Below are 19,286 nucleotides of genomic sequence, written 5' to 3'. Positions count from 1 at the left end.
TCGGCTCCTGGGTCGGGAGGTCATGGGTATTCCACAGTGATCGAGGTGGTCTGGGGAACGGCCTGGCAGGTGAGGATGTAGCCGGCCGCGACGTCGTCGTCGGTCAGCGCGTCGTTCACCTTCATCACGACCCGCCCATCGACGAGGGTGGCCATGCAGGTTCCGCAGTTGCCCGCCTCGCAGGAAAACGGTGGGGTCAGCCCGGCCCGGCGTGCGGTTTCGAGCACGGTATCGCCGGCTCGGCCGGGCTGTGACGTCGTGGCACCGTCCAAGTGAATTGTCACAATTCCATTGGCCACCGCCGCATTGTGAGGTAGCCCGGGTTCGGCGGGCGCGGGAGTGTGCGGGATCAACATCGATCGCGAAATCACTTTCGTGGGATTAGGGGGCAGCGCATGCGGGGAAAGCTGCTCGAAATCGAATCCGAGTTTCCGATTCGATTTGCTACGCCGATGATTGTGCGCGTGGTCGCGGGCCGGGTCAATAGGTGCGAGCAAATATTTCTCGGCTGTCGATTCCTTTTTTCGGCGTCGCTGGAATGCACCTTCACCGCATGGTAATCGGAGGGTGCCTCGAATTAGGGAACCGAAAAATTCGGTCACCCGTATGGCCTAATTCTATTTCTGTTGAACGACCGGATTTCCGATCAGAAATACCACCCCCCGATGTGGCCTGGCCGCGGTGTCGCGGCGACTCGGCCGACGGTGTGGCTGTACTCGGGACCTGCTAGCCCGCGTTCGGTCGATGAGCGGCGTCGTCCTGCGCCGACGCGTCGGCGTCCCGGGATCGTTCTCGTACGAAAGGTGCGGTGATCGATGGATCCAGTACCAATGGCTGCCGCTGGTCGGTGGCGCTGCGCCGCTCGCGAACGGCCCGGTCCTGGTCTGTGTTGTCCGCGGTGAGGCGCCGCACGGTGCGCTCGAGTATCGGCAGGATCTCGTCGATGTCGAGGGTCTTGTCGGCGACCCGCGCGATCAGGGCGTAGATCACGTTGGTCAGTATCAGTCCGATGTCCTCGAGGTACTCGGGATCGGCACCGTCGAGGATCTGTCCGGCTACCGGCAGGACCGCGGCGAACCCGTCGACGCTCAGGCGCGCGCCGCCTGGAGCCGAGTGGGCCCGGTGGAACGCCTCGAGCATCGTTGGATTGCGCTCCCACGGCTCGAACACATGTCGCAGCACGCGAATCACGCCGTCGGCGATCGATTCCTCGGGGGTGGGCGGTGCGATGTCGGGATAGGTGTTGGTGGCCATCCACTCGTGGACCGCGGCGATGATCAACGCGTCCCGGGTGGGAAACAGCTTGTACACGGTCGCGAGGGATACGTGGGCGCGCCGCGCTACCTCGCGCAGTTGAACGGCGTCGTAGCCGTCGGTCTGCAGCAGTGCGAGCACGGTTTTGATGATCTTCTTCGACGGAATCCGTACTGCTGTCCGACTCACCCGAGAACTGTAACACGGTTATCATAGTAACCGTGTTACTGTCGCGATGGAACGCTTTCGGTGGGATGGATCGGCCGATCGGTGACGTGCGGCAGTCGGGTCGATCCGCCGCGACGGACCGCGACGATTTCGGTTCCGACGGCGACGGCGACGGCGGCCTCGGTCCGACCGCTCAGATCCAGGCCGGTAGGTGAATGCGGGCGAGCCGGCTCGGTGTCGGTGAGGCCCGGTCGGGGAGTGCTTCCGGTCACCCCGCCGACGGTCGCGATCGTGTATTGCGTATCGGTCGCGTGCCAGCGCAGTAATAACACGGTCGGTTCCCGCGTGATCGACCCGCTCGGCGACATTTGCGCGACGGCAGGTGCAGGTGAAAGAATCATAAGTGCCTGATAGGAGATCGTAATTCTCAGTCAAGACATATTGAACTCTTGACATCGTTGTGGATACGGTGCTAGACAATTCATCAGCAGCGATGAGCGGCTCCGAGGGGGCCGGATCGCGTTGATTCGAACGGATTGCGATGCCCTTTTTCTCTGTTCCCAGACTTTCGTTGCCGTAGTGCATATTTCTTCCGGTCGAGCGTTTCCCGACACCATTTATCCGGTGGTGGCGGAAACGCTCCGCACAGTGAATGGGAGGCCCGCCTGATGACAGATATCGGGATTCGTCAGGTGACCGAAGCGCCGCCGGCCGGATTCGTCGGCACCCGGGTCCCCAGGGTCGAAGACCTCCGGTTGGTGACCGGCGCGGGCAGTTTCGTCGACGATGTGCATCGACCGGGCATGCTGCACGCCTGCTTCGTGCGAAGTCCGATCTCGCGTGGTCGCATCGTCGGCATCGACACCGCGGCGGCCGCGGCGCTCGACGGAGTGTATGCCGTGTTCACCGCGGCCGACCTGAATCCGGAAGTGCACCAGTTCTCGTACTCGCTGGACGCCCCCGGACTGCCGCCGGTGCCGCGGCCGCCGCTGGCCGAGGGCGAGGTGCGGTTCGTCGGTGATCCGGTCGCCCTGGTGGTCGCCCTCGATCGGTATGTGGCCGAGGATGCGGTCGAGTTGGTGGTCGTCGATTACGAACCGCTCGAGCCGGTCGTCGACTACCGCACGGCACACGAAACCGCCGAACTAGTGCATGCGCAGTGCCCGGGCAACCTAGCCGGCGCGCTGAGCGGTCGTCCTGCGGCAGAGCTCGACCCGATCTTCGATTCCGCCGCATATGTGGTGCGGCAGCGGATCTTTCAACAGGCGTACGCGCCGGTGCCGATAGAGACGCGGGGTTTGATCGCGCAATGGTGGGCTCCCAGCGGGGAGCTGACGGTCTGGGCATCCACCCAGGTGCCGCACGAGATCCGCGGCTTCTGCGCGCGACTGTTGGGTATCGCCGAACATTCGGTGCGGGTCATCATGCGCGATACCGGCGGCGGCTTCGGGCTCAAGGCCGCGCCGTTGCGGGAGGACGTCTGTATCGTGCTGGCCGCCCGCAAGCTGCCGGTGGCGCTGAAATGGATCGAGGATCGGCAGGAAAACCTGATGGCGGGCGGTATGGCCCGGCACGAGCACGGCGATGCCAGCATGGCCTTCGATGCGGATGGCACCATTCTCGCCGCCGCCATCGACTACGTGCAGAATGTCGGCGCGTACCCGACGCCGTCACCGCTGACAGCCGCCATCCCGGTCGGCATGCTGTTCCCGGGTCCGTACCGGGTGCCTGCCGCGACTTTCGATGTGCGGCTTATGTATTCGAACACCGTGGGACGTGTCGCCTATCGCGGTCCCTGGCAGTTCGAGTCGGTGGCCCGCGAGGTGCTGTTGGATGCCGCGGCGCGCCGGATGGGGATGGATCCGGTGACGCTGAGACGACGCAATATGTTGCGACAGGACGAGTTCCCGATGTTCAACCCCAATGGCATGCCGTATTCCGATGTGTCGCCGTCCGAGACGTTCGAGCAGGCACTGGCCATGCTCGACTACGACGCCTTCCGTGACCAGCAGCGGCGCGCCCGAGCGGACGGACGCTATCTCGGGGTCGGCACCTGCACCTACCTCGAACCGACCACCGGCGGTACGCCGTTGCACAGCACCGAAGGCGCGACCATTCGGATCGAACCCTCTGGGAAGGTCAATGTGTATGTGTCGGGCGGATCATCGGGAAACAGCTTGGAGACCACCGTCATTCAGCTGACCGCCGATGCGCTCGGTGTGGACATCGCCGATGTCCACACGATTCAAGGTGATACCGCACTGACACCGTTCGGCGGCGGCACCGGTGGCAGCCGGTCGGGTTCCATGCTGGCGGGCGCGATCGCGGAGACGGCCTCCGTACTGCGTGAGCGGATGGTGGCGATCGCCGCGCACAAGCTGGGCGTGCCCATCGAGGATGTGGAGTTGACCCGCGGACAGGCGCGGGTCCGTGGCGTGCCCGATGCGGCGATGACGCTGGCCGAGATAGCCGACATCGCCTATTTCAACGGATACGACCTGCCGCCGGGAGTGCCTGCGGGCTTGGAGGCCAGCGGCCGATATCGGACGCCGCACATGATGATCTGGGCCAACGCGACCCATGTGTGCACCTGCGAGGTCGACATAGAAACAGGTGCGGTGACCTTGCTGCGCTACATCGTCAGCGAGGACTGCGGGCCGATGATCAACCCGGATGTGGTGGAGGGCCAGATCTTCGGCGGCACCGTCCAGGGCATCGGCGGCGCGCTGTACGAGCACCTCGCCTATGACGACAGCGGGAATCCGATCAGCACAACCTTCATGGACTACCTGCTGCCCACCGCGACCGAGGTGCCGGTCATCGAGGTCGGACATGTCGAGACATCGAGTCCCGGTCCGGGCGGTTTCAAGGGGGTCGGCGAGGGCGGCGCGATCGGGTCCGCGCCCGCCGTGATCAATGCAGTGGTCGATGCCCTGGCACCGTTCGGCGTGGAGGTCGGCCAATTGCCGCTGTCGCCCGCGGCGATTGTGGCACTGGTCGACCGGGCGCGCGCCGATGTAACCGGGACGGTGTCGGCATGAAACCCGCGCCGTTCGAATATCACGCGCCGATCTCCACCACGGCGGCCGTCGAGCTGCTCGCCGAACTCGGTGACGATGCGAAGCTCATCGCCGGTGGGCAGAGTCTGGTGCCGATGCTGGCATTGCGGTTGGCGGTCCCCGAGCATCTCGTCGACGTGCGCCGCATTGATCAACTGTGCGGTATCGAGTCGCGCGTGGACTCGGTGTGGATCGGTGCGGGGGCCACCCACACCACGGTCGGCCGGTCCGCGGAAGTCAACCGAGCGGTGCCACTGCTGGCACGGGCCACCCCGCTGATCGGTCATGCCCAGATCCGTAACCGCGGCACGATAGGCGGCTCGATCGCGCACGCCGATGCCGCGGCCGAATATCCGGCGGTGGCCATGGTTCTCGACGCGCGAATCGAGGCTCAATCGCCGCGCGGGCGCCGCACCCTGTCCGCGTCGGATTTCTTCACCGGCATGTGGAGCACCGAACTGGCCGCCGACGAACTGTTGACCGGGATCGTCTTTCCGGCGCGGCGCGGCCGGTGTGGTTTCGCGATCGAGGAATTCGCCCGCCGCAGTGGCGATTTCGCGCTGGCGGGTGCTGCCGTGGCCGTCGGCCTCGACGCCGACTCCCACATAGACCGGTGCGGTATCGGTCTTTTCGGACTCGGACCCACCCCGAGCAGGGCCACCGCCCTCGAGGCGGAACTGATCGGCCGCGACATTGCCGAAGTCGCTCCCGACGAGGTCGGTCACGCGGCAACGGAACCGTTGGACGCGGTGGCGTCCGATCTGCACGGCACGGCCGACTACCGCAAACGGGTCGGGGCGGTGATGGTGGCGCGCGCTTGGCGCCGCGCCGTTGAGGAGGCGAGTGATGACTGACATCGAAATCGAGGTGCGGGTCAACGGGCGGGCCCGGCGCCATCGGGTGCCACCTCGGCTGACGCTGGCCGACTACCTGCGCGAAATATGCGGGCTGACCGGGACCCACCTGGGCTGTGAGCACGGGGTGTGCGGTGCGTGCACGGTATTGCTGGACGGGCAGGCGGTGCGTGGCTGCCTGGTCCTGGCCGTGCAGGCCGACGGTGCGGAGGTGACGACCGTGGAGGGGATCGCATCGCCGGACGGCCGCCTGTCCCCGGTGCAGGCCGCCTTCCGTGACTGTCACGGACTCCAATGTGGTTTCTGCACACCGGGTTTCATCACCAGCGTGACCGCATTTTTGCAGGAAAGCCCAGATCCATCCGATGACGAGATCCGAGAAGCATTGTCCGGCAATGTCTGTCGGTGCACGGGATATCAGGGGATTGTGAAAGCCGTTCGTGCGGCCGCGGAATCGATCGCGAAGGAGTCCGCATGAAGTTCGAGAACACCTTCAGTATTCCCGCCCCCGCCGCACAAGCCTGGCGGGTGCTGCTCGACCTCGAGCGGATCGCCCCCTGCGTTCCCGGAGCGACCATCACCGGGCGCGACGGCGACGACTACCGCGGCAAGATCAAGGTCAAACTCGGTCCGGTCACCCTGTCCTATACCGGCACCATCAAGATCGCCTCTCAGGACGAGGCGGCCGGGATCGCGGTGCTCGAGGGCGGCGGGCGAGAGGCGCGCGGCAACGGCACCGCGAAGGCGATGATCACCTGCCGACTCGTCGAATCCGCTGGCGTGACAGAGGTTTTCGTCGAAACCGACCTGGCCGTTACGGGCAAGCCGGCCCAATTCGGCCGCGGCGCGCTCGCCGAGGTCGCCGGGACGCTCATCGGAACATTCGCCACCAATCTCGCGGCCGAGATCACCGCAGGGGCGCACACCGAACCCGAATCCGCTTCGGTCGATGCGCACAGCGCCGAATCCGACGTGGTCACCGAGCCACGCGAGTCCGCCGCACCGATCGATCTGCTCGCCGTCAGCGGAATGACCGGTGCGGCGCGCTACGGCGCGATCGCCGCCGCCGTGCTGCTGACCGTTCTGCTTTTGCTTCGCCGTCGGCACCGGGCCGACGGCGGCCACGAATCCAGGGAGTGAATGATGACCGGACGAGTAGAGGGCAAGGTCGCCTTCATCACGGGTGCAGCGCGCGGCCAGGGGCGTAGCCACGCCGTGAAACTGGCGCAGGAGGGCGCCGACATCATCGCCGTCGACGTCTGTAAGCAGCTCGACGGTGTCACCATTCCGATGTCGACACCGGACGACCTGGCCGAAACGGTCGCGCTTGTCGAGGCGACCGGCCGGCGCATCATCGCCGTCGAGGCCGACGTGCGCGATCTGGAGACCATGCAGGCCGTGGTCGACGACGGTGTCGCACAACTCGGTCGCCTCGACATCGTGGTGGCCAATGCCGGGTTGGCCAGCGATGGCGATGCGATGGACAAGATGAGCGAACAGACCTGGCGCGACATGATCGATGTCAATATGACCGGCGTCTGGATGACCACCCGGGTCTCGGTGCCGCATATCGTCGCGGGCGGTCGCGGCGGGTCGATCGTGCTCACCAGCTCGATCGGCGGCCTGCGCGCCGTCCCGAATATCGGCCACTATGCCGCTGCCAAGCACGGTGTCATCGGCATCATGCGCTCGCTGGCAATGGAGTTGGGGGACAAGAGCATTCGCGTGAACGCGATCTGCCCTACGAACGTGGCGACGCCGATGCTGCTGAACGAGCCCACCTTCCGCATGTTCCGACCGGATCTGGAGAATCCGACCGTCGACGACTTCATCCCCGTCGCGCAGATGTTCCACGTGCTGCCGATCGCCTGGGTGGAGCCGGAAGATATCAGCAACGCGGTGCTGTTCCTTGCTTCCGACGACGCCCGTTACATCACAGGGGTGGCATTACCGGTCGACGGCGGCATGATGCTGAAGTAGGGCAGGCCATGGACTCCACCGCGACGCGGTTGTCCGTCATCCAGCGGTGGGCGCTGATGCTGTCCTGTGCGGCGGTGGCGCTTATCGTCGCGTCGATGGCCGCGCTCTACACCGCGTTGCCCGAGATTGCCGCGGCTACCGGCGCCACCCAGCAGCAGCTGACCTGGATCGTCGATGGCTACACCCTCGCGCTGGCCTGTCTGGTGTTGCCCGGCGGCGCATTAGGCGACCGGTACGGACGCCGCAGGATGCTGCTCACCGGTCTGGGGGTGTTCGCGCTCTTCTCCGCTGTGCCGCTGCTGTTGGACGGTCCGATATGGCTGATCGCGGCTCGTTCGGCGGCCGGGGTCGGCGCCGCGCTGGTGATGCCGTCGACGCTGTCGCTGCTCACCGCCGGATTGCCGGAGAGCAGGCGCGGCGTCGCCGTCGGGATGTGGGCCGGTTCCGTGGGTATGGGCGCGGTGGGCGGAATCCTCGTGTCCGGTGTGCTGTTTCAGTTCTGGACCTGGCTTTCGATCATGGCGGCGATGAGCGCATCCAGCGCGCTGCTTGCCGTCACCGGGTGCGTCATCCCCGAATCGATCGCATCGGCACGGCCCGGCATCGACCCGTGGGGCACGCTGACCTCGGCAATCGGCGTCGGCCTGATCGTGGCGGCGGCGACCGAGACGCCTCAGCTCGGCTGGTCGCATCCGCTGGTGATCGGTGCCGCCGTCGGCGGCATCCTATCGATCGGAGCATTCACGCTGATCGAATTGCGGGTGCCGGCGCCGCTGCTCGACGTCCGGCTGTTCGCCGACCGTCGATTCGGCACCGGGACCGCCTCCGTCGCAATTCAATTCCTGGTTTCGTTCGGCATGTTCATGCTCGTCGTGCAGTTCCTGCAATTGATTCTCGGCTACCGTCCGCTCATCTCGGCACTGGCCATGGCGCCGATGATGATTCCGTTCGTGACCATCTCGCCGATCTCGCCGTGGCTCGCCGAGCGATTCGGCTTGCGGCTGCAAACCTTCTGCGGTCTCGCACTGCTGGGTGTCGGGCTCCTGGCGGTCGCCCACTTGACGGTCGATGGCACCTATTTCGATGTCGTCTGGCCGCTGCTGATCGTCAGTCTCGGCATCAGCCTGTCGGCGGCACCTGCCACGACCGCGATCATGGCGGGTGTACCTGCCGACCAGCACGGCGTCGCGGCAGCCGTGAACGACGTATCGCGCGAGGTCGGCGCCGCGATCGGAATAGCCTTGGCCGGAAGCATTCTCGCCGCGGGTTACGGCCACCAGATCGCGACGATCCTGCCGATGCTCCCGCAACAGATGCGCAGTCCGGTCGCCGGCTCACTCGTCGGCGCACTGGCCGTGGCTGAGCATCTGGGCCCGCAAGCGCAACCCCTCGCCGACGCGGCCAAGGCCGCATTCGTCCACGGCGTCCGCCAAGCAGCGGCGATCCTCGGCGCACTGACCTTGGTCGCCGCAGTTGCCATCGGCCTATTGGCTCCGGGGCGGCGCCGTGGTCGAACCCCACCCACCGCCACCACGAGTTCCACTCAGGCGGCCGAACCCGACTAGCCCCGACTGTGCTGCAGCGGCAGACCGAGTGAGGCGAACTGCTGCAGAGCGCGGTACGGCCATCGACGCTCATCAGCAAAGCGGCCGCCGACCCCGAACCTCGGCCTCGTGCCCCACTCCCGATCGAGCGAATGAGCGGCCAGGGACTTACTGGATGACCGCAGGGGTGGCTACGCCCACCTCGACGCGGACTCGATCCTGATAGAAAGCGATGTGGCCGCTCAATATCGCGACCTCCGGATAGGGCTCGGCGTATTCCCAGGCGATCGGATCCGGGCCATCGGCCGGACGCCAGTAGCGCGCCGTGCCCTTGAACGGGCAGCGCGAGGTCTGCTCGTGGGGGACGAGCAGGTCGAAGCGCACATCGGATGCGGGCAGATAGCACACGATGCCGTGATCCTGTTCCGCGACAAGCAGACTCGCGGTCGACTCGGCGAATATCTGGTCGCCGTAGGTGACACGCACCAGATTGCGGATGCGCCGGATATCGACGCGATAATCCGGCCGATCGATATAGCCCGATGGCTCCACGAGGTCTCCTGTGGGTCAGAGCAGGGTATCGGGGGTCGCAGCGCGTGGTTGGAGGCCGCGCATCATCGCGTGCACGCTGTATGAGGCGACTACGGTCCCGTCTTCGGTATGAACCCGGCCTTCGCTCTGAGCGTGGCCGCGCCCAGCGTAGGTGACGCGGGTCGCGTACAGCAGCCACTTCGTCACGTCGACATCGTCGTGGAATGTGATGGTGGCCATGGTGATTCCGGTCGAGATCGACCGATGTGCCATCGCTTCGCCGAAACCCGCGTGCGGGCGCAGCGCGGCGGCCACCGTCCAATGGGTACTGGACTGGGTCAGCAGCGCGGCATGCAGGTAGTCCTGCTCCGGTGCGTCGCGGAATCGCGTCCAGACGAACAACTCCGGCGGGCCGACCCGATTCGGATCCGGGTCGTAAGCGTCGTCGACCACCCGCATATCGCGACCGTCCACCTCGGTGCCCGTAATCGCGAGTGGACGCAGCCGAGCAGGCGGGTCTACCCGGGGCATCGGGGCCGCCGAGCGGATCAGGTCGGGCGCACCGGCATCGAGCAGTACGATCCCCGCGCAGCGCGGCGAATCGAGCTGGCGAATGGTGACCTGCGCGGTGGTGAAGGTGCGCCCGGACCGCAGCGCATCGACCTCGATATCGAGCGGAGCTGTATGCGCGGCCGCGCGCGAGAAGATCATCGATGCCGAGGTAACGCGCTGATGCGGCACGTGTTTGGCCGCTGCCACTACCGCGTCGCCGAGCAATTGCCCGGCTTCGACTACATCGCGGGCCGTCGGACCGTGGGCCGGGGCCAGATATCGGCCAATGGCGCACGGCTGGACATCCATCAGGCGCTGCAGTTCCGCCTGTGTCCATGCAGGTGCCGCGATGTCTGCCCGCATATCGCTGCTCAACATATGGCTCTCACTCAGTGGCCGCTCGGAAGATATGGAAGCAGCTCGATCTCGGGCTCGACGCCGAACGAAGGCAATGCCATAGCCACCACTGCGTAGGCGCCGACGATGAGTACTACGTCCAAGCGGTATTTCGTCGGATCGCCGCGGGGCGGTGGCCCAGATCGTTCCAGACGCAACGACGGCGAGAGCTATGGATAGTTCTCCTTCTCAATTCGAGAATATCATTCTCGCCAGTCGGGATCGACCCTAGGATAACGAGAACGATGCGGTTCGTATCGCCAACGACAGCGCGTACGGCCTCGGGCTACGCCGGGATCCGTGGACCCAGCGGTGACCTAGGCTTCGCTGGCCGACTCGAGCGCGGTCGCCGAGTCCCGGCCCGCCCGGTCGCGATCGCCTCCGCCGTAGAGGGTCTATTCCCATCCGCACGGCGAAGCGACCAGGCGCCTGAGCAGTCTGCGGAAAATCAAGTATCACTACACAATTCGCAAACGAACGTACTCAGCTCGGTGTGTCTACCAGATATTCGTCGAGCGCGTGCGCCGGGCCGGTAGGGTCGGTTCAATGGAGTGGAGTTTCCGGTCGGCTGAACAGCTCGCGGTCGCGTTGCGTGCCGGTGAAGTGACCTCGGCGGAATTGACCGACGAGGCGATCGCCCGGATCGAGCGGGACGACAAGGCGATCAACGCGATCTGTGTGCCGGACTTCGAACCGGCGCGTGCCGCCGCGCGCAGTGCTGACGAGGCGCGTGCTCGCGGCGAGGATCGGCCGCTGCTCGGCGTTCCGGTGACGGTCAAAGAGTCCTACAACATCGCCGGGCTGCCGACGACTTGGGGCATGTCGCCTTATGCCAACTATGTGCCCGCCGAGGATGCGGTACAGGTGTCGCGGCTGAAAGCCGCGGGCGCGGTGGTGCTCGGTAAGACCAATGTGCCGTTCATGCTGGGGGATCTGCAGAGCTTCAACGAGATCTACGGCACCACCAACAACCCGTGGGATCTCGGCCGCACTCCGGGCGGATCCTCCGGCGGATCTGCGGCTGCCCTCGCATGCGGGTTCGGCGCGCTGTCCATCGGCTCCGACATCGGCGGTTCGCTGCGCACCCCCGCGCATTTCTGCGGCGTCTACGCGCATAAGCCGTCGTACGGGTTGGTGGCGAGCCGCGGTCATGTCCCGCCGCCCGCGCCGGCGCTGCCATCCGAGCGCGACCTCGCCGTCGTCGGGCCGATGGCGCGCACCGCCCGCGACCTCACGCTGCTGTTGGACGTGATGGCTGGACCGGATCCGCTGACGCTCGGCGTCGCGTTCGACCTGGCTCTGCCGGTTGCGCGCGGCGAGCGGCTCTCCGATTTCCGTGTGCTGGTCGTCGACGACCATCCGCTCATTCCGACCGGGTCCGCAGTGCGAGCCGCGGTGAACCGAGTCGCCGACGCACTCGTCGCCGGTGGTGCTCGCGTCGAACGGCACAGTCCGCTGCTGCCCGATCTGACCGAGGCCGCGACGCTCTACACGCAGTTGCTGCTGGCGAACCTCGCCGCAATGTATCCCGCGGACAGGTACGAGCAGTTGCGGACCCACGCCGCTGGATTGAACGCGGACGACCGGAGTCTCGACGCGGTGCGGTTGCGCGGCGCGGTGTTCAGCCACCGCGACTGGATCGAGGCCAACAACCGTCGCGAGCGCCACCGCCACGGCTGGCGGCAGCTGTTCGCCGAGTTCGATGCCGTGGTCTGTCCGATCACGCCGACTCCCGCGTTCCCGCATGACCACACTCCCAGTCTGGGAGACCGGCGGATCGACATCGACGGCGTGGCATACCCGTTCGCCGACCAGCTCGTCTGGGCTGGTCTGGCGACCATGCCCGGCCTTCCTGCAACCGCCATACCAGCGGGCCGGTCCCCCGAGGGCCTGCCGGTGGGCGTGCAGCTCATCGGTCCGATGTTCGAGGATCGGACCCCGCTGCGCTTGGCCGAACTGCTCGAGCAGGAGATCGGCGGGTTCGAGGCACCGGAATAGGCCGCACCCCGTCGGATCCTGGTCACTTCGCCAGTGCCGAACGGCAGCGCTCACCGTCCGGCGGCCGGTACGCCGATCCCGCAGCATTGTCGAACACCGCCGGGCGCAGCAGTTCAGCCGAGGCTCGCTCAGATCCATTCCGGCGCAATGAATTTGTCGAGCCGGACGGGAAGTCCCCGGAAACTCCAGCGGTCTGGCGGTGGTTTGTTCCTTCCGAAATGCGCTGCCGCGTCATAGGTTTCGCGGTCTACGCAGTCCCAGTGTCCGGCGGCCGATGTCGAGCAACTGTTGGTGCAGAGTCTGCTGGTCGACGTCGTTCGGTGCGCCGGACGCAGCGCCGGCCAGACCGGTCAGCACCGCGGTGGCCGCGATAACACCATCCGGTCCGGGGGTGGGTGCTGCCAGTAGCGCGACAGGCCGGTCGATCACCTCGCGCCAATCCGGTTGCTCACGCACCACGCGAATGACGCTGGGATCGGTGGTCACGACGGCGGCGATCGATCGGCTCGCCGCGACGAGTTCGGCGTAACCGTTCAGCATCGACTCGGCGCGGGCGCGCGCGGTGCGTTGCTGTTCGGCGGTCTCGATCACCGACCGGAGTTGTTGCAGCAGTGGCCGCAGCACGGCGAGGAGTAGTTGTTCGCGGGTGCGGAAGTGGTAGTAGATCGCGGCCTTGGTGAAGCCCAGCTCGTCGGCGATCATTTGTAGCGAGGTCCCGGCAAAGCTGTGGCGGATGAAAAGTGCTACCGCGGCGTCGATTAGGCGCTGCCGACTATCGGCTTCGCGCGCGACAACATCTGCCCTGGTCATGCCTTCCTTCCGGTGGGCTCGTCGTGGTGCATACGACTGTACTTGACGATCGGCCAGGATTTTACTTTACGAATGGCTAGTGATCTGCTGTACGAACGACTAGCAATCTACTTTACGAACGACTAGCATTCACGCGTGTCGGCGGCCCAATCGGCCGCGGTATTCGATATGACGGGAGCTGCAGATGCCGCATTTCGCGAAGCCGGCGGAGGGGTCGTGGACGGAGCATTATCCAGAGCTCGGCACCGGCCTGGTGTCGTTCGAGGACTCGATCTCGCCGGAGCACTATGAGCTCGAGCGCGACGCGATCTTCGCGCGGACCTGGCTGAATGTCGGTCGGGTGGAACAGCTTCCGCGTATGGGTAGCTACTTCACCAAAGAGCTTGCGGTGGTGAACACTTCGCTGATCATCGTCAAGGACAATGATCAGCGAATCCGCGCATTCCACAATATCTGTCGCCATCGCGGCAACAAGCTGGTCTGGGACGACTATCCCGGGCAGGAGACAGCCGGTACCTGCCGACAGTTCACCTGCAAGTACCACGCCTGGCGCTACAACCTCGCCGGCGAGGCCACTTTCGTACAGCAGGAGCAGGAGTTCTTCGACTTCGACAAGGACCGGTTCGGTCTGAAGTCGGTGCGCTGCGAAGTGTGGGAGGGCTTCGTCTTCGTCAATCTCGATGACGATGCCGCGCCGCTGACCGACTATCTCGGCAAGTTCGCCGCAGGACTGGCGGGCTACCCGTTCGGGAAGATGACCGCGATGTACAAGTACCAGGCCGAGGTCGGGAGTAACTGGAAGCTCTACGTCGATGCCTTCGCCGAGTTCTACCACGCGCCCATCCTGCATGCGAAGCAGTACGTGGCCGGGGAGTCGCAGAAGCTGTCGAACTTCGGCTTCGAGGCGCTGCACTACGAACTGGACGGGCCGCACGGCATGGTGTCCTCATGGGGTGGCATGGCGCCGCCGAAGGATCTGAATATGGTCAAGCCGATCGAAAGGGTATTGCGCAGCGGCAATTTCGGCGCCTGGGATCGCCCGGACATTCCCGCGCTGGACAATCTGCCACCCGGACTGAACCCGACCCGGCACCGGGCATGGGGCCTGGACTCCTACGTCTTCTTCCCGAATTTCATGATCGTCGTGTGGGCGCCGGGCTGGTACCTGACGTATCACTACTGGCCGACCGCCTACAACAAGCACATCTTCGAGGGCACCTGCTATTTCGCCCCGGCGCGCAACGCCACCGACCGGTTGCGGCAAGAACTGGCCGCCCTCACGTTCAAGGAATTCGGCCTGCAAGACTGCAACACCCTCGAGGCCACCCAGACCATGCTCGAATCACGGGCGGTCACCGAGTTTCCGCTCAATGACCAGGAGATCCTGTTGCGGCATTTGCACAAGCAGGCTGCCGACTTCGTGGCCGGGTACCGGGCGCGGTCACGAAACGGATGACTGGACCAACCGCTCTCGCAGCGCGGTGAGAGTCGAGGGCGACAACCCGGCCCTGGTACGCAGGTAGCCCTCAATACTTCCGTGGTTTTCCCGAAGCGTGGTGAGCATGGTGGCCATCGCCAGCCGCGGTGCGCCGAAGACCGCGCGGTAGCGCGCGGGGTCGACATCCTCGGGCAGGCGCGCGAGCAGGCGGGGCAGGCGCCGCTCGGTGAAGTGGATGGCGCTCAATTCGTAGTCGTCGAGAATTGTCGTCTCGTCGACGCCGAGCGCCGCCAGCAGTAATGCGGCGGCGACGCCGGTGCGATCCTTGCCCGCGGTGCAATGGATCAGGGCCGGGGTACCGTTCGCGTCGGCTAAGTCAGAGAGTATCCGCCCGAATATCTCGGCGTCGAAATCGACCATACGGCGGTACATTTCGGCGAGGAAGTCGTCGGGAATTTCCGCGGGCCGGGTGCGGATCAGCTCGGCGTTGGCCCGGGTGTGGGCCGCGGTGCCGCCGATGGTGAGCGGTATCCGACGCACGGTCGCGGGCAGCGCCGAGGGGGAGCGGTCGCGCTCCTCGTCGGTGCGCAGGTCGTAGGCGACGAGCAGACCGAGGCGCTCGACGATGGCGAGGTCGGCGATGCTGAGCCGGTGCGGAGCGTCGGAGCGATAGACCATGCCCCAGCGTGTGTATCCGCCGTCGACGGTCCGATAGCCGCCGAGATCGCGGAAGTTCGTCGCACCCTGCAGGGTGAGGACACGCTCGCGCATTTGCGCCGACTCCTATTTCTGAGAATACTCTTCTTGTGAGTGAGAATAGCCTTGCGGGTCCCGAGGTGGATGTGGTGGGCCGCATCGCCGCCAGGGCTCTCGCCAAACGCGAGGCGACCTATGCCGATGAGGTGCGCCGCCTGCTGGATGCCGCGATGGCTGTCATCCGCGCCAGCGGGACCGCGTCGCGACCGCGCGTAACCGATATCGTCGCGGCCGCCGGTCTGTCCAATGACGCCTTCTACCGGCATTTTCCATCGAAGGACGCACTCATCTCCGCCCTCATCGAGGATGGCGCCGAGCGCCTGGTGCGCTATGCCGCCCGTCGAATGCGCAAAGCGGATACACCGGAAGACCAGGTGCGCCGGTGGGTCGAGGCGGTGCTGTCCCAGGCGGCCGATTCCACAGCGACGTTGACCAGGGCGGTGCTGTGGAACGCCGGTGGGTCAGCTCCGGATATAGATGCCGGATCGCCGACGCCGAGCGATCGGCTCGCCACACTGCTGCACGGCGCTTTCGCCGAATTGGGCAGCCAGGACCCGCAATTCGATGCCGCGCTCGTCGCACACGCGACCGTCGGCAGTCTGACCGATTTCCTCTGGCGTCGGGTGGAGCCGACCGCCGCCGATATCGACCGCACGACCGCGTTCTGCCTGCGCGCGATCACCCCGATCAACTCTGGAGATAGCGCAGCGGAGCGTAATTGGCCCAACCGGTATCCGGCCAGTTGAACCAACCCGCCGATGCCGATGTGCCACCGTCGGGATGCAGGGTGGTGCCGGTGAGGTAGGCCGAAAGGGCCGAGGCGAGGAAGACTACGCAGTTCGAGACGTCGGTGACCTCACCGGGGCGCCCCAGTGGGATGGCGACCCGAGCCCCGGTCGGATCGGACATGGCGCCGTCGCCGTGTGAGAACCTGGCCAGGTTGGGGGTAGGTACGAAGTCCGGGGCCACGTTGTTGACCCGGATCCGGTCCGGTGCGAGTTCGATAGCGAGCGTGCGGCCGAACTGTTCGACGGCCGCCTTCGCGGCGGCGTAGACAGCGAAACCCGGTGCGGCACGGTGCGCTTCGATGGTGGTGATATTGACGATGCTGCCGCCGCGCCCACCGGCCTGCATCCGCGGCACCGCCAATGCGCAGGCGTGGAATACATGCAGCAGATTGGTGCGCAGCAGCGCGTCCCAGCCCTTCGGCGTGGTGTCGGTGAACGGGGCACGGAAGGTGCCGCCGACGACATTGACGAGTATGTCCAGCCGACCCCAGCGCTCGTCGACGGCGGCGAACAGCGCCGTCAGCGTATCGGGATCGCGGGCGTCACCGACCTGCACCAGGGCATCGCGATCGGCCATCGAGCGGCGCAGGGCCTCGGCGGCTTCTGCATCGAGGTCGAGGACCGCGGGCCGGACACCGTTGGCGACCAGATCCCGCACAATCGCCTGCCCGAGTCCGCCTGCGCCGCCGGTGATCACGGCTACCGTGCCATCGAGGCCGCCGCGTTGTTCGAACCATCTCGTCACTCAACGACTCCGTTCGACCTTGTTGAACGGCACGTCGCGGTCGGCGGTGTGTTCGCGGGGCATGCCGAGTAGCCGTTCGCTGATGATGTTTCGGGCCATTTCGGTGCTGCCGCCCGCGAGGCTCCAGGCATTGCGGAACAGATAGTCGATGCCGAGTTGGCCGATGCCAGGACCATCCGGATCGCCGGTCACCGCCGCCGCACCCGCGATCGTGACCGCGGAATCGGTTTGCAGCAAGGCATTTTCGGCACTGAACAGGCGAACGATGGACCCGGCCGCGGGCGGCAGGGCGCCGGTGCCGATGGCGTGCGAGACATGCGCGATGAGTTGGTTGCGGACCACGATCATGGCCCTGGCCGCCCCGATATCCTCACGCACCCGCGGGTCGTCGAGGCGGCCGGTCGCGCGAGCCAGGTCGACCAGCGTGGTGGCCTCCGCGCCGAGATGCGGGCGCTGGCCGCTGGTGTAGGGCGAGGTGCCGCCCATGGCGGCCCGTTCGTGATTCAGTAGCCGCGACGCCGCCGCCCAGCCGCCGCCGACCTCGCCGATCACGGCCTCGGCGGGTAGCCGGACATCGTCGAAGAACTCCTGGCAGAACTCGGTCGACCCGGTGACCTGTTTGATCCGCTGGATGGTCACTCCCGGCGTGGCGACCGGGACGAGGAACAGGGTGAGGCCGTTGTGCTTGGGCACGGCCCAGTCGGTGCGGGCCAGGCACAGCCCGTAGTCGGCGGCATAGGCGCCCGAACTCCAGATCTTGGAGCCGTTGAGGATCCACTCGGCACCGTCGCGATCGGCGCGGGTGATCAGCCCTGCCAGATCCGAGCCGCCACGTGGTTCGGATAGGAACTGGGCCAGGATCTCCGCACCGCGCAGCACCGCCGTCAGATGCGCGCGCTTCTGCTGTTCGGTGCCCAGCTCGAGCAGGGTAGCCGCGCAGATCGCGAGCGTGGGCACATTCAGCACCAGCGGCATCTCGTAACCGAGCGACTCCTCGGTGAAGGCCTGCTGGTGGGTGGGGGTGAGCCCTTGGCCGCCATAGGCTTTCGGGAAACAGATACCCGCGAAGCCGCCTTCGAAGAGGATGCGTTGCAGTTCGCGCGCGCGATCCCACACCTCGTCGTGGTCGGCGACGGTGTAGGTCTGCGTGGTTGGCGGGAGGTTTTCCTTCAGCCAGCGCCGGGCGCGGTCGCGGAAGCTGTCGACTGGTTCGAGATCGGTGGTCATGCGGCGCTGCGGACGAGTAGGTCGGTGATGCGGCGATGATGTTCCTCCGGGGTCCCGTACAGGGCCCGACCGTAGGTGACGCGCCGCAGAAACAGATGCAGGTCGTGTTCCCAGGTGACGCCGATACCGCCGTGGATCTGGACGCAGTCCTGGACGATCACCGGCGCCTTCGTCCCGACATACGATTTGGCGACGCTGACGAATTCGGCTGCCGTGGACGGGTTTTCGTCGATTGCCGCGGCTGCTGCGCGCGTGGTCGCGTGGCAGGCCTCCAGCCAGGTCTTGTTATCGGCCATGCGGTGTTTGAGGGCCTGATAGGAGGCCAGCGGGCGGCCGAAGGTGTAGCGGTCGAACATCCAGGTCACGGTGGCGTCGAAGGCGCGCTCGGCAGCGCCGACCGATTCCGAGGCGCTGAGCGCAGCTGCGATATGCAGTTGTGATTGCGTTGCCGCGGTGGCGGTTTCGCCCTGTTGGACCACGGCATCGGCATCGACGAAAACATCCGCGAACTCGACCCGGGCGGTGCGGCGAACGAGGTCGAGCGTCCAGGTCGGGGTGACCGTCACGCCCGGGGTGTCGGCGCGCACCAGGAGTTGGATCGGGCCGTCCGGGCCGTGTGCGGTGACGAGGAAAACCTCGGCGCGGTCACCGGCTTCGACGCGATCCTTCCGTCCGGTGATCCGGTAGCCGGTGCCATCGGGCTCGGCGCGGGTGTCCGGGGCGGTGAGATCCAAACCGTGGCCCGGCTCGTAGAGCGCCCATGCGGCGATGGCGTCGCCACTGACGATCTCGGCGATCACATCGGTGAACCGATCGCCCGCGGCCGTCAGTCCGGCGAGTACGGCGCTGGTGGGAATCAACGGGCCGGGCGCGCATGTGCGACCGAACTCCTCGGCCACCAGCGCGAGTTCGGTCAGCGGCCGGCCGGAAATCGAGCCGCCGCCGAGACTTTCGGGCACCAGCATCGCCGTCCAACCCAACGCCGCACCCCGGCGCCACCACTGGTCATCGAAACCCGTTGCGGTATCAGCCAGTTCGCGGACCGTCTCGATCGGCACGGTGCGGTCGAGGAACTCGCGGGCTGTCGTCTGGAACAGCCGCTGATCGGCGGTCGGCTCGACACACATGAATTTCGGTCCTCCGAATCAACCACTGAGCAACCTGCTCACCGGGCTGAGACGCGCTG

The 19,286-nt window shown here is 66.1% G+C and carries 19 protein-coding genes; 9 read left to right on the top strand and 10 right to left on the bottom strand.

Annotation, left to right across the window (positions count from 1 at the left end):
• Positions 1-20 precede the first annotated feature (20 nt).
• The 3 genes from ACIBJI_RS09390 to ACIBJI_RS09380 all read right to left on the bottom strand — a co-directional run bounded on the left by ACIBJI_RS09390 (position 21) and on the right by ACIBJI_RS09380 (position 1,790).
• A complete protein-coding gene (locus ACIBJI_RS09390; RefSeq protein ID WP_397083743.1) occupies positions 21-368 on the bottom strand; it encodes a 2Fe-2S iron-sulfur cluster-binding protein in 348 nt (115 codons plus the stop codon).
• A gap of 358 nt (positions 369-726) precedes the next feature.
• Positions 727-1,443, bottom strand: a complete 717-nt coding sequence (locus ACIBJI_RS09385) for a TetR family transcriptional regulator (RefSeq protein ID WP_364342866.1) — start codon at positions 1,441-1,443, stop codon at positions 727-729.
• 35 nt (positions 1,444-1,478) lie between these two features.
• Positions 1,479-1,790, bottom strand: a complete 312-nt coding sequence (locus ACIBJI_RS09380; protein WP_364342863.1) for a hypothetical protein — start codon at positions 1,788-1,790, stop codon at positions 1,479-1,481.
• A gap of 300 nt (positions 1,791-2,090) precedes the next feature.
• Between ACIBJI_RS09380 and ACIBJI_RS09375 the strand changes: the two genes are divergently transcribed.
• From ACIBJI_RS09375 to ACIBJI_RS09350, 6 genes are read left to right on the top strand one after another with little or no spacing between them, the layout of a single operon-like run.
• Complete coding sequence (locus ACIBJI_RS09375) at positions 2,091-4,463, top strand: xanthine dehydrogenase family protein molybdopterin-binding subunit (protein WP_364342860.1); 2,373 nt, start codon at positions 2,091-2,093, stop codon at positions 4,461-4,463.
• Positions 4,460-5,335 carry an FAD binding domain-containing protein gene (locus ACIBJI_RS09370; RefSeq protein WP_364342856.1) on the top strand — a complete coding sequence of 292 codons (876 nt, stop codon included), beginning with the start codon at positions 4,460-4,462 and terminating at the stop codon, positions 5,333-5,335. Before ACIBJI_RS09375 ends, ACIBJI_RS09370 begins: the two co-directional genes overlap by 4 nt.
• Positions 5,328-5,813, top strand: a complete 486-nt coding sequence (locus ACIBJI_RS09365) for a (2Fe-2S)-binding protein (protein WP_364342853.1) — start codon at positions 5,328-5,330, stop codon at positions 5,811-5,813. Before ACIBJI_RS09370 ends, ACIBJI_RS09365 begins: the two co-directional genes overlap by 8 nt.
• Positions 5,810-6,475 carry an SRPBCC family protein gene (locus tag ACIBJI_RS09360; RefSeq protein WP_396958102.1) on the top strand — a complete coding sequence of 222 codons (666 nt, stop codon included), beginning with the start codon at positions 5,810-5,812 and terminating at the stop codon, positions 6,473-6,475. The genes ACIBJI_RS09365 and ACIBJI_RS09360 overlap by 4 nt, the downstream gene beginning before the upstream one ends.
• 3 nt (positions 6,476-6,478) lie before the next feature.
• Positions 6,479-7,315: a mycofactocin-coupled SDR family oxidoreductase gene (locus ACIBJI_RS09355; RefSeq protein ID WP_364342848.1), complete on the top strand. Its 837-nt coding sequence runs from the start codon at positions 6,479-6,481 to the stop codon at positions 7,313-7,315.
• A gap of 8 nt (positions 7,316-7,323) precedes the next feature.
• Positions 7,324-8,880 carry an MFS transporter gene (locus ACIBJI_RS09350; RefSeq protein ID WP_364342845.1) on the top strand — a complete coding sequence of 519 codons (1,557 nt, stop codon included), beginning with the start codon at positions 7,324-7,326 and terminating at the stop codon, positions 8,878-8,880.
• Between the two features lie 147 nt (positions 8,881-9,027).
• Here the strand turns inward: ACIBJI_RS09350 and ACIBJI_RS09345 are convergent, their stop codons facing one another.
• Together ACIBJI_RS09345 and ACIBJI_RS09340 are read right to left on the bottom strand one after the other, a co-directional pair.
• On the bottom strand, positions 9,028-9,411 hold the full coding sequence (locus ACIBJI_RS09345) for a DUF427 domain-containing protein (protein WP_364342842.1): 384 nt from the start codon (positions 9,409-9,411) through the stop codon (positions 9,028-9,030).
• Between the two features lie 15 nt (positions 9,412-9,426).
• Complete coding sequence (locus ACIBJI_RS09340; RefSeq protein WP_397083655.1) at positions 9,427-10,320, bottom strand: acyl-CoA thioesterase; 894 nt, start codon at positions 10,318-10,320, stop codon at positions 9,427-9,429.
• A 564-nt stretch (positions 10,321-10,884) separates the two neighbouring features.
• Between ACIBJI_RS09340 and ACIBJI_RS09335 the strand changes: the two genes are divergently transcribed.
• On the top strand, positions 10,885-12,336 hold the full coding sequence (locus ACIBJI_RS09335) for an amidase (RefSeq protein ID WP_396958107.1): 1,452 nt from the start codon (positions 10,885-10,887) through the stop codon (positions 12,334-12,336).
• 231 nt (positions 12,337-12,567) lie between these two features.
• Here the strand turns inward: ACIBJI_RS09335 and ACIBJI_RS09330 are convergent, their stop codons facing one another.
• Positions 12,568-13,146, bottom strand: coding sequence for a TetR/AcrR family transcriptional regulator (locus ACIBJI_RS09330; RefSeq protein WP_396958108.1), 579 nt, complete (start codon positions 13,144-13,146; stop codon positions 12,568-12,570).
• Between the two features lie 184 nt (positions 13,147-13,330).
• On the opposite strand from ACIBJI_RS09330, the gene ACIBJI_RS09325 reads away from it, so the two are divergent.
• On the top strand, positions 13,331-14,602 hold the full coding sequence (locus ACIBJI_RS09325) for an aromatic ring-hydroxylating dioxygenase subunit alpha (protein WP_397083653.1): 1,272 nt from the start codon (positions 13,331-13,333) through the stop codon (positions 14,600-14,602).
• Here the strand turns inward: ACIBJI_RS09325 and ACIBJI_RS09320 are convergent.
• A complete protein-coding gene (locus ACIBJI_RS09320; protein ID WP_364342833.1) occupies positions 14,588-15,355 on the bottom strand; it encodes a tyrosine-protein phosphatase in 768 nt (255 codons plus the stop codon). The two genes, ACIBJI_RS09325 and ACIBJI_RS09320, sit on opposite strands and share 15 nt — an antisense overlap.
• A gap of 35 nt (positions 15,356-15,390) precedes the next feature.
• On the opposite strand from ACIBJI_RS09320, the gene ACIBJI_RS09315 reads away from it, so the two are divergent.
• Positions 15,391-16,086 (top strand): TetR/AcrR family transcriptional regulator, encoded by a 696-nt coding sequence (locus ACIBJI_RS09315; protein WP_364342830.1) that lies wholly within the window; start codon positions 15,391-15,393, stop codon positions 16,084-16,086.
• Here the strand turns inward: ACIBJI_RS09315 and ACIBJI_RS09310 are convergent.
• The 3 genes from ACIBJI_RS09310 to ACIBJI_RS09300 are packed head-to-tail and all read right to left on the bottom strand — an operon-like array spanning position 16,028 to position 19,227.
• Positions 16,028-16,873: an SDR family oxidoreductase gene (locus tag ACIBJI_RS09310; protein WP_364342827.1), complete on the bottom strand. Its 846-nt coding sequence runs from the start codon at positions 16,871-16,873 to the stop codon at positions 16,028-16,030. The two genes, ACIBJI_RS09315 and ACIBJI_RS09310, sit on opposite strands and share 59 nt — an antisense overlap.
• Positions 16,874-18,100 (bottom strand): acyl-CoA dehydrogenase family protein, encoded by a 1,227-nt coding sequence (locus tag ACIBJI_RS09305; RefSeq protein ID WP_397083650.1) that lies wholly within the window; start codon positions 18,098-18,100, stop codon positions 16,874-16,876.
• Complete coding sequence (locus ACIBJI_RS09300) at positions 18,097-19,227, bottom strand: acyl-CoA dehydrogenase family protein (protein WP_397083648.1); 1,131 nt, start codon at positions 19,225-19,227, stop codon at positions 18,097-18,099. The genes ACIBJI_RS09305 and ACIBJI_RS09300 overlap by 4 nt, the downstream gene beginning before the upstream one ends.
• Positions 19,228-19,286 lie beyond the last annotated feature (59 nt).

Origin of the sequence: Nocardia sp. NPDC050408, assembly GCF_044458905.1 — a bacterium.
Classification (GTDB): domain Bacteria; phylum Actinomycetota; class Actinomycetes; order Mycobacteriales; family Mycobacteriaceae; genus Nocardia.
Note: the sequence above shows the minus strand (reverse complement) of the source record. Positions and strands in the feature narration are given on the sequence as shown.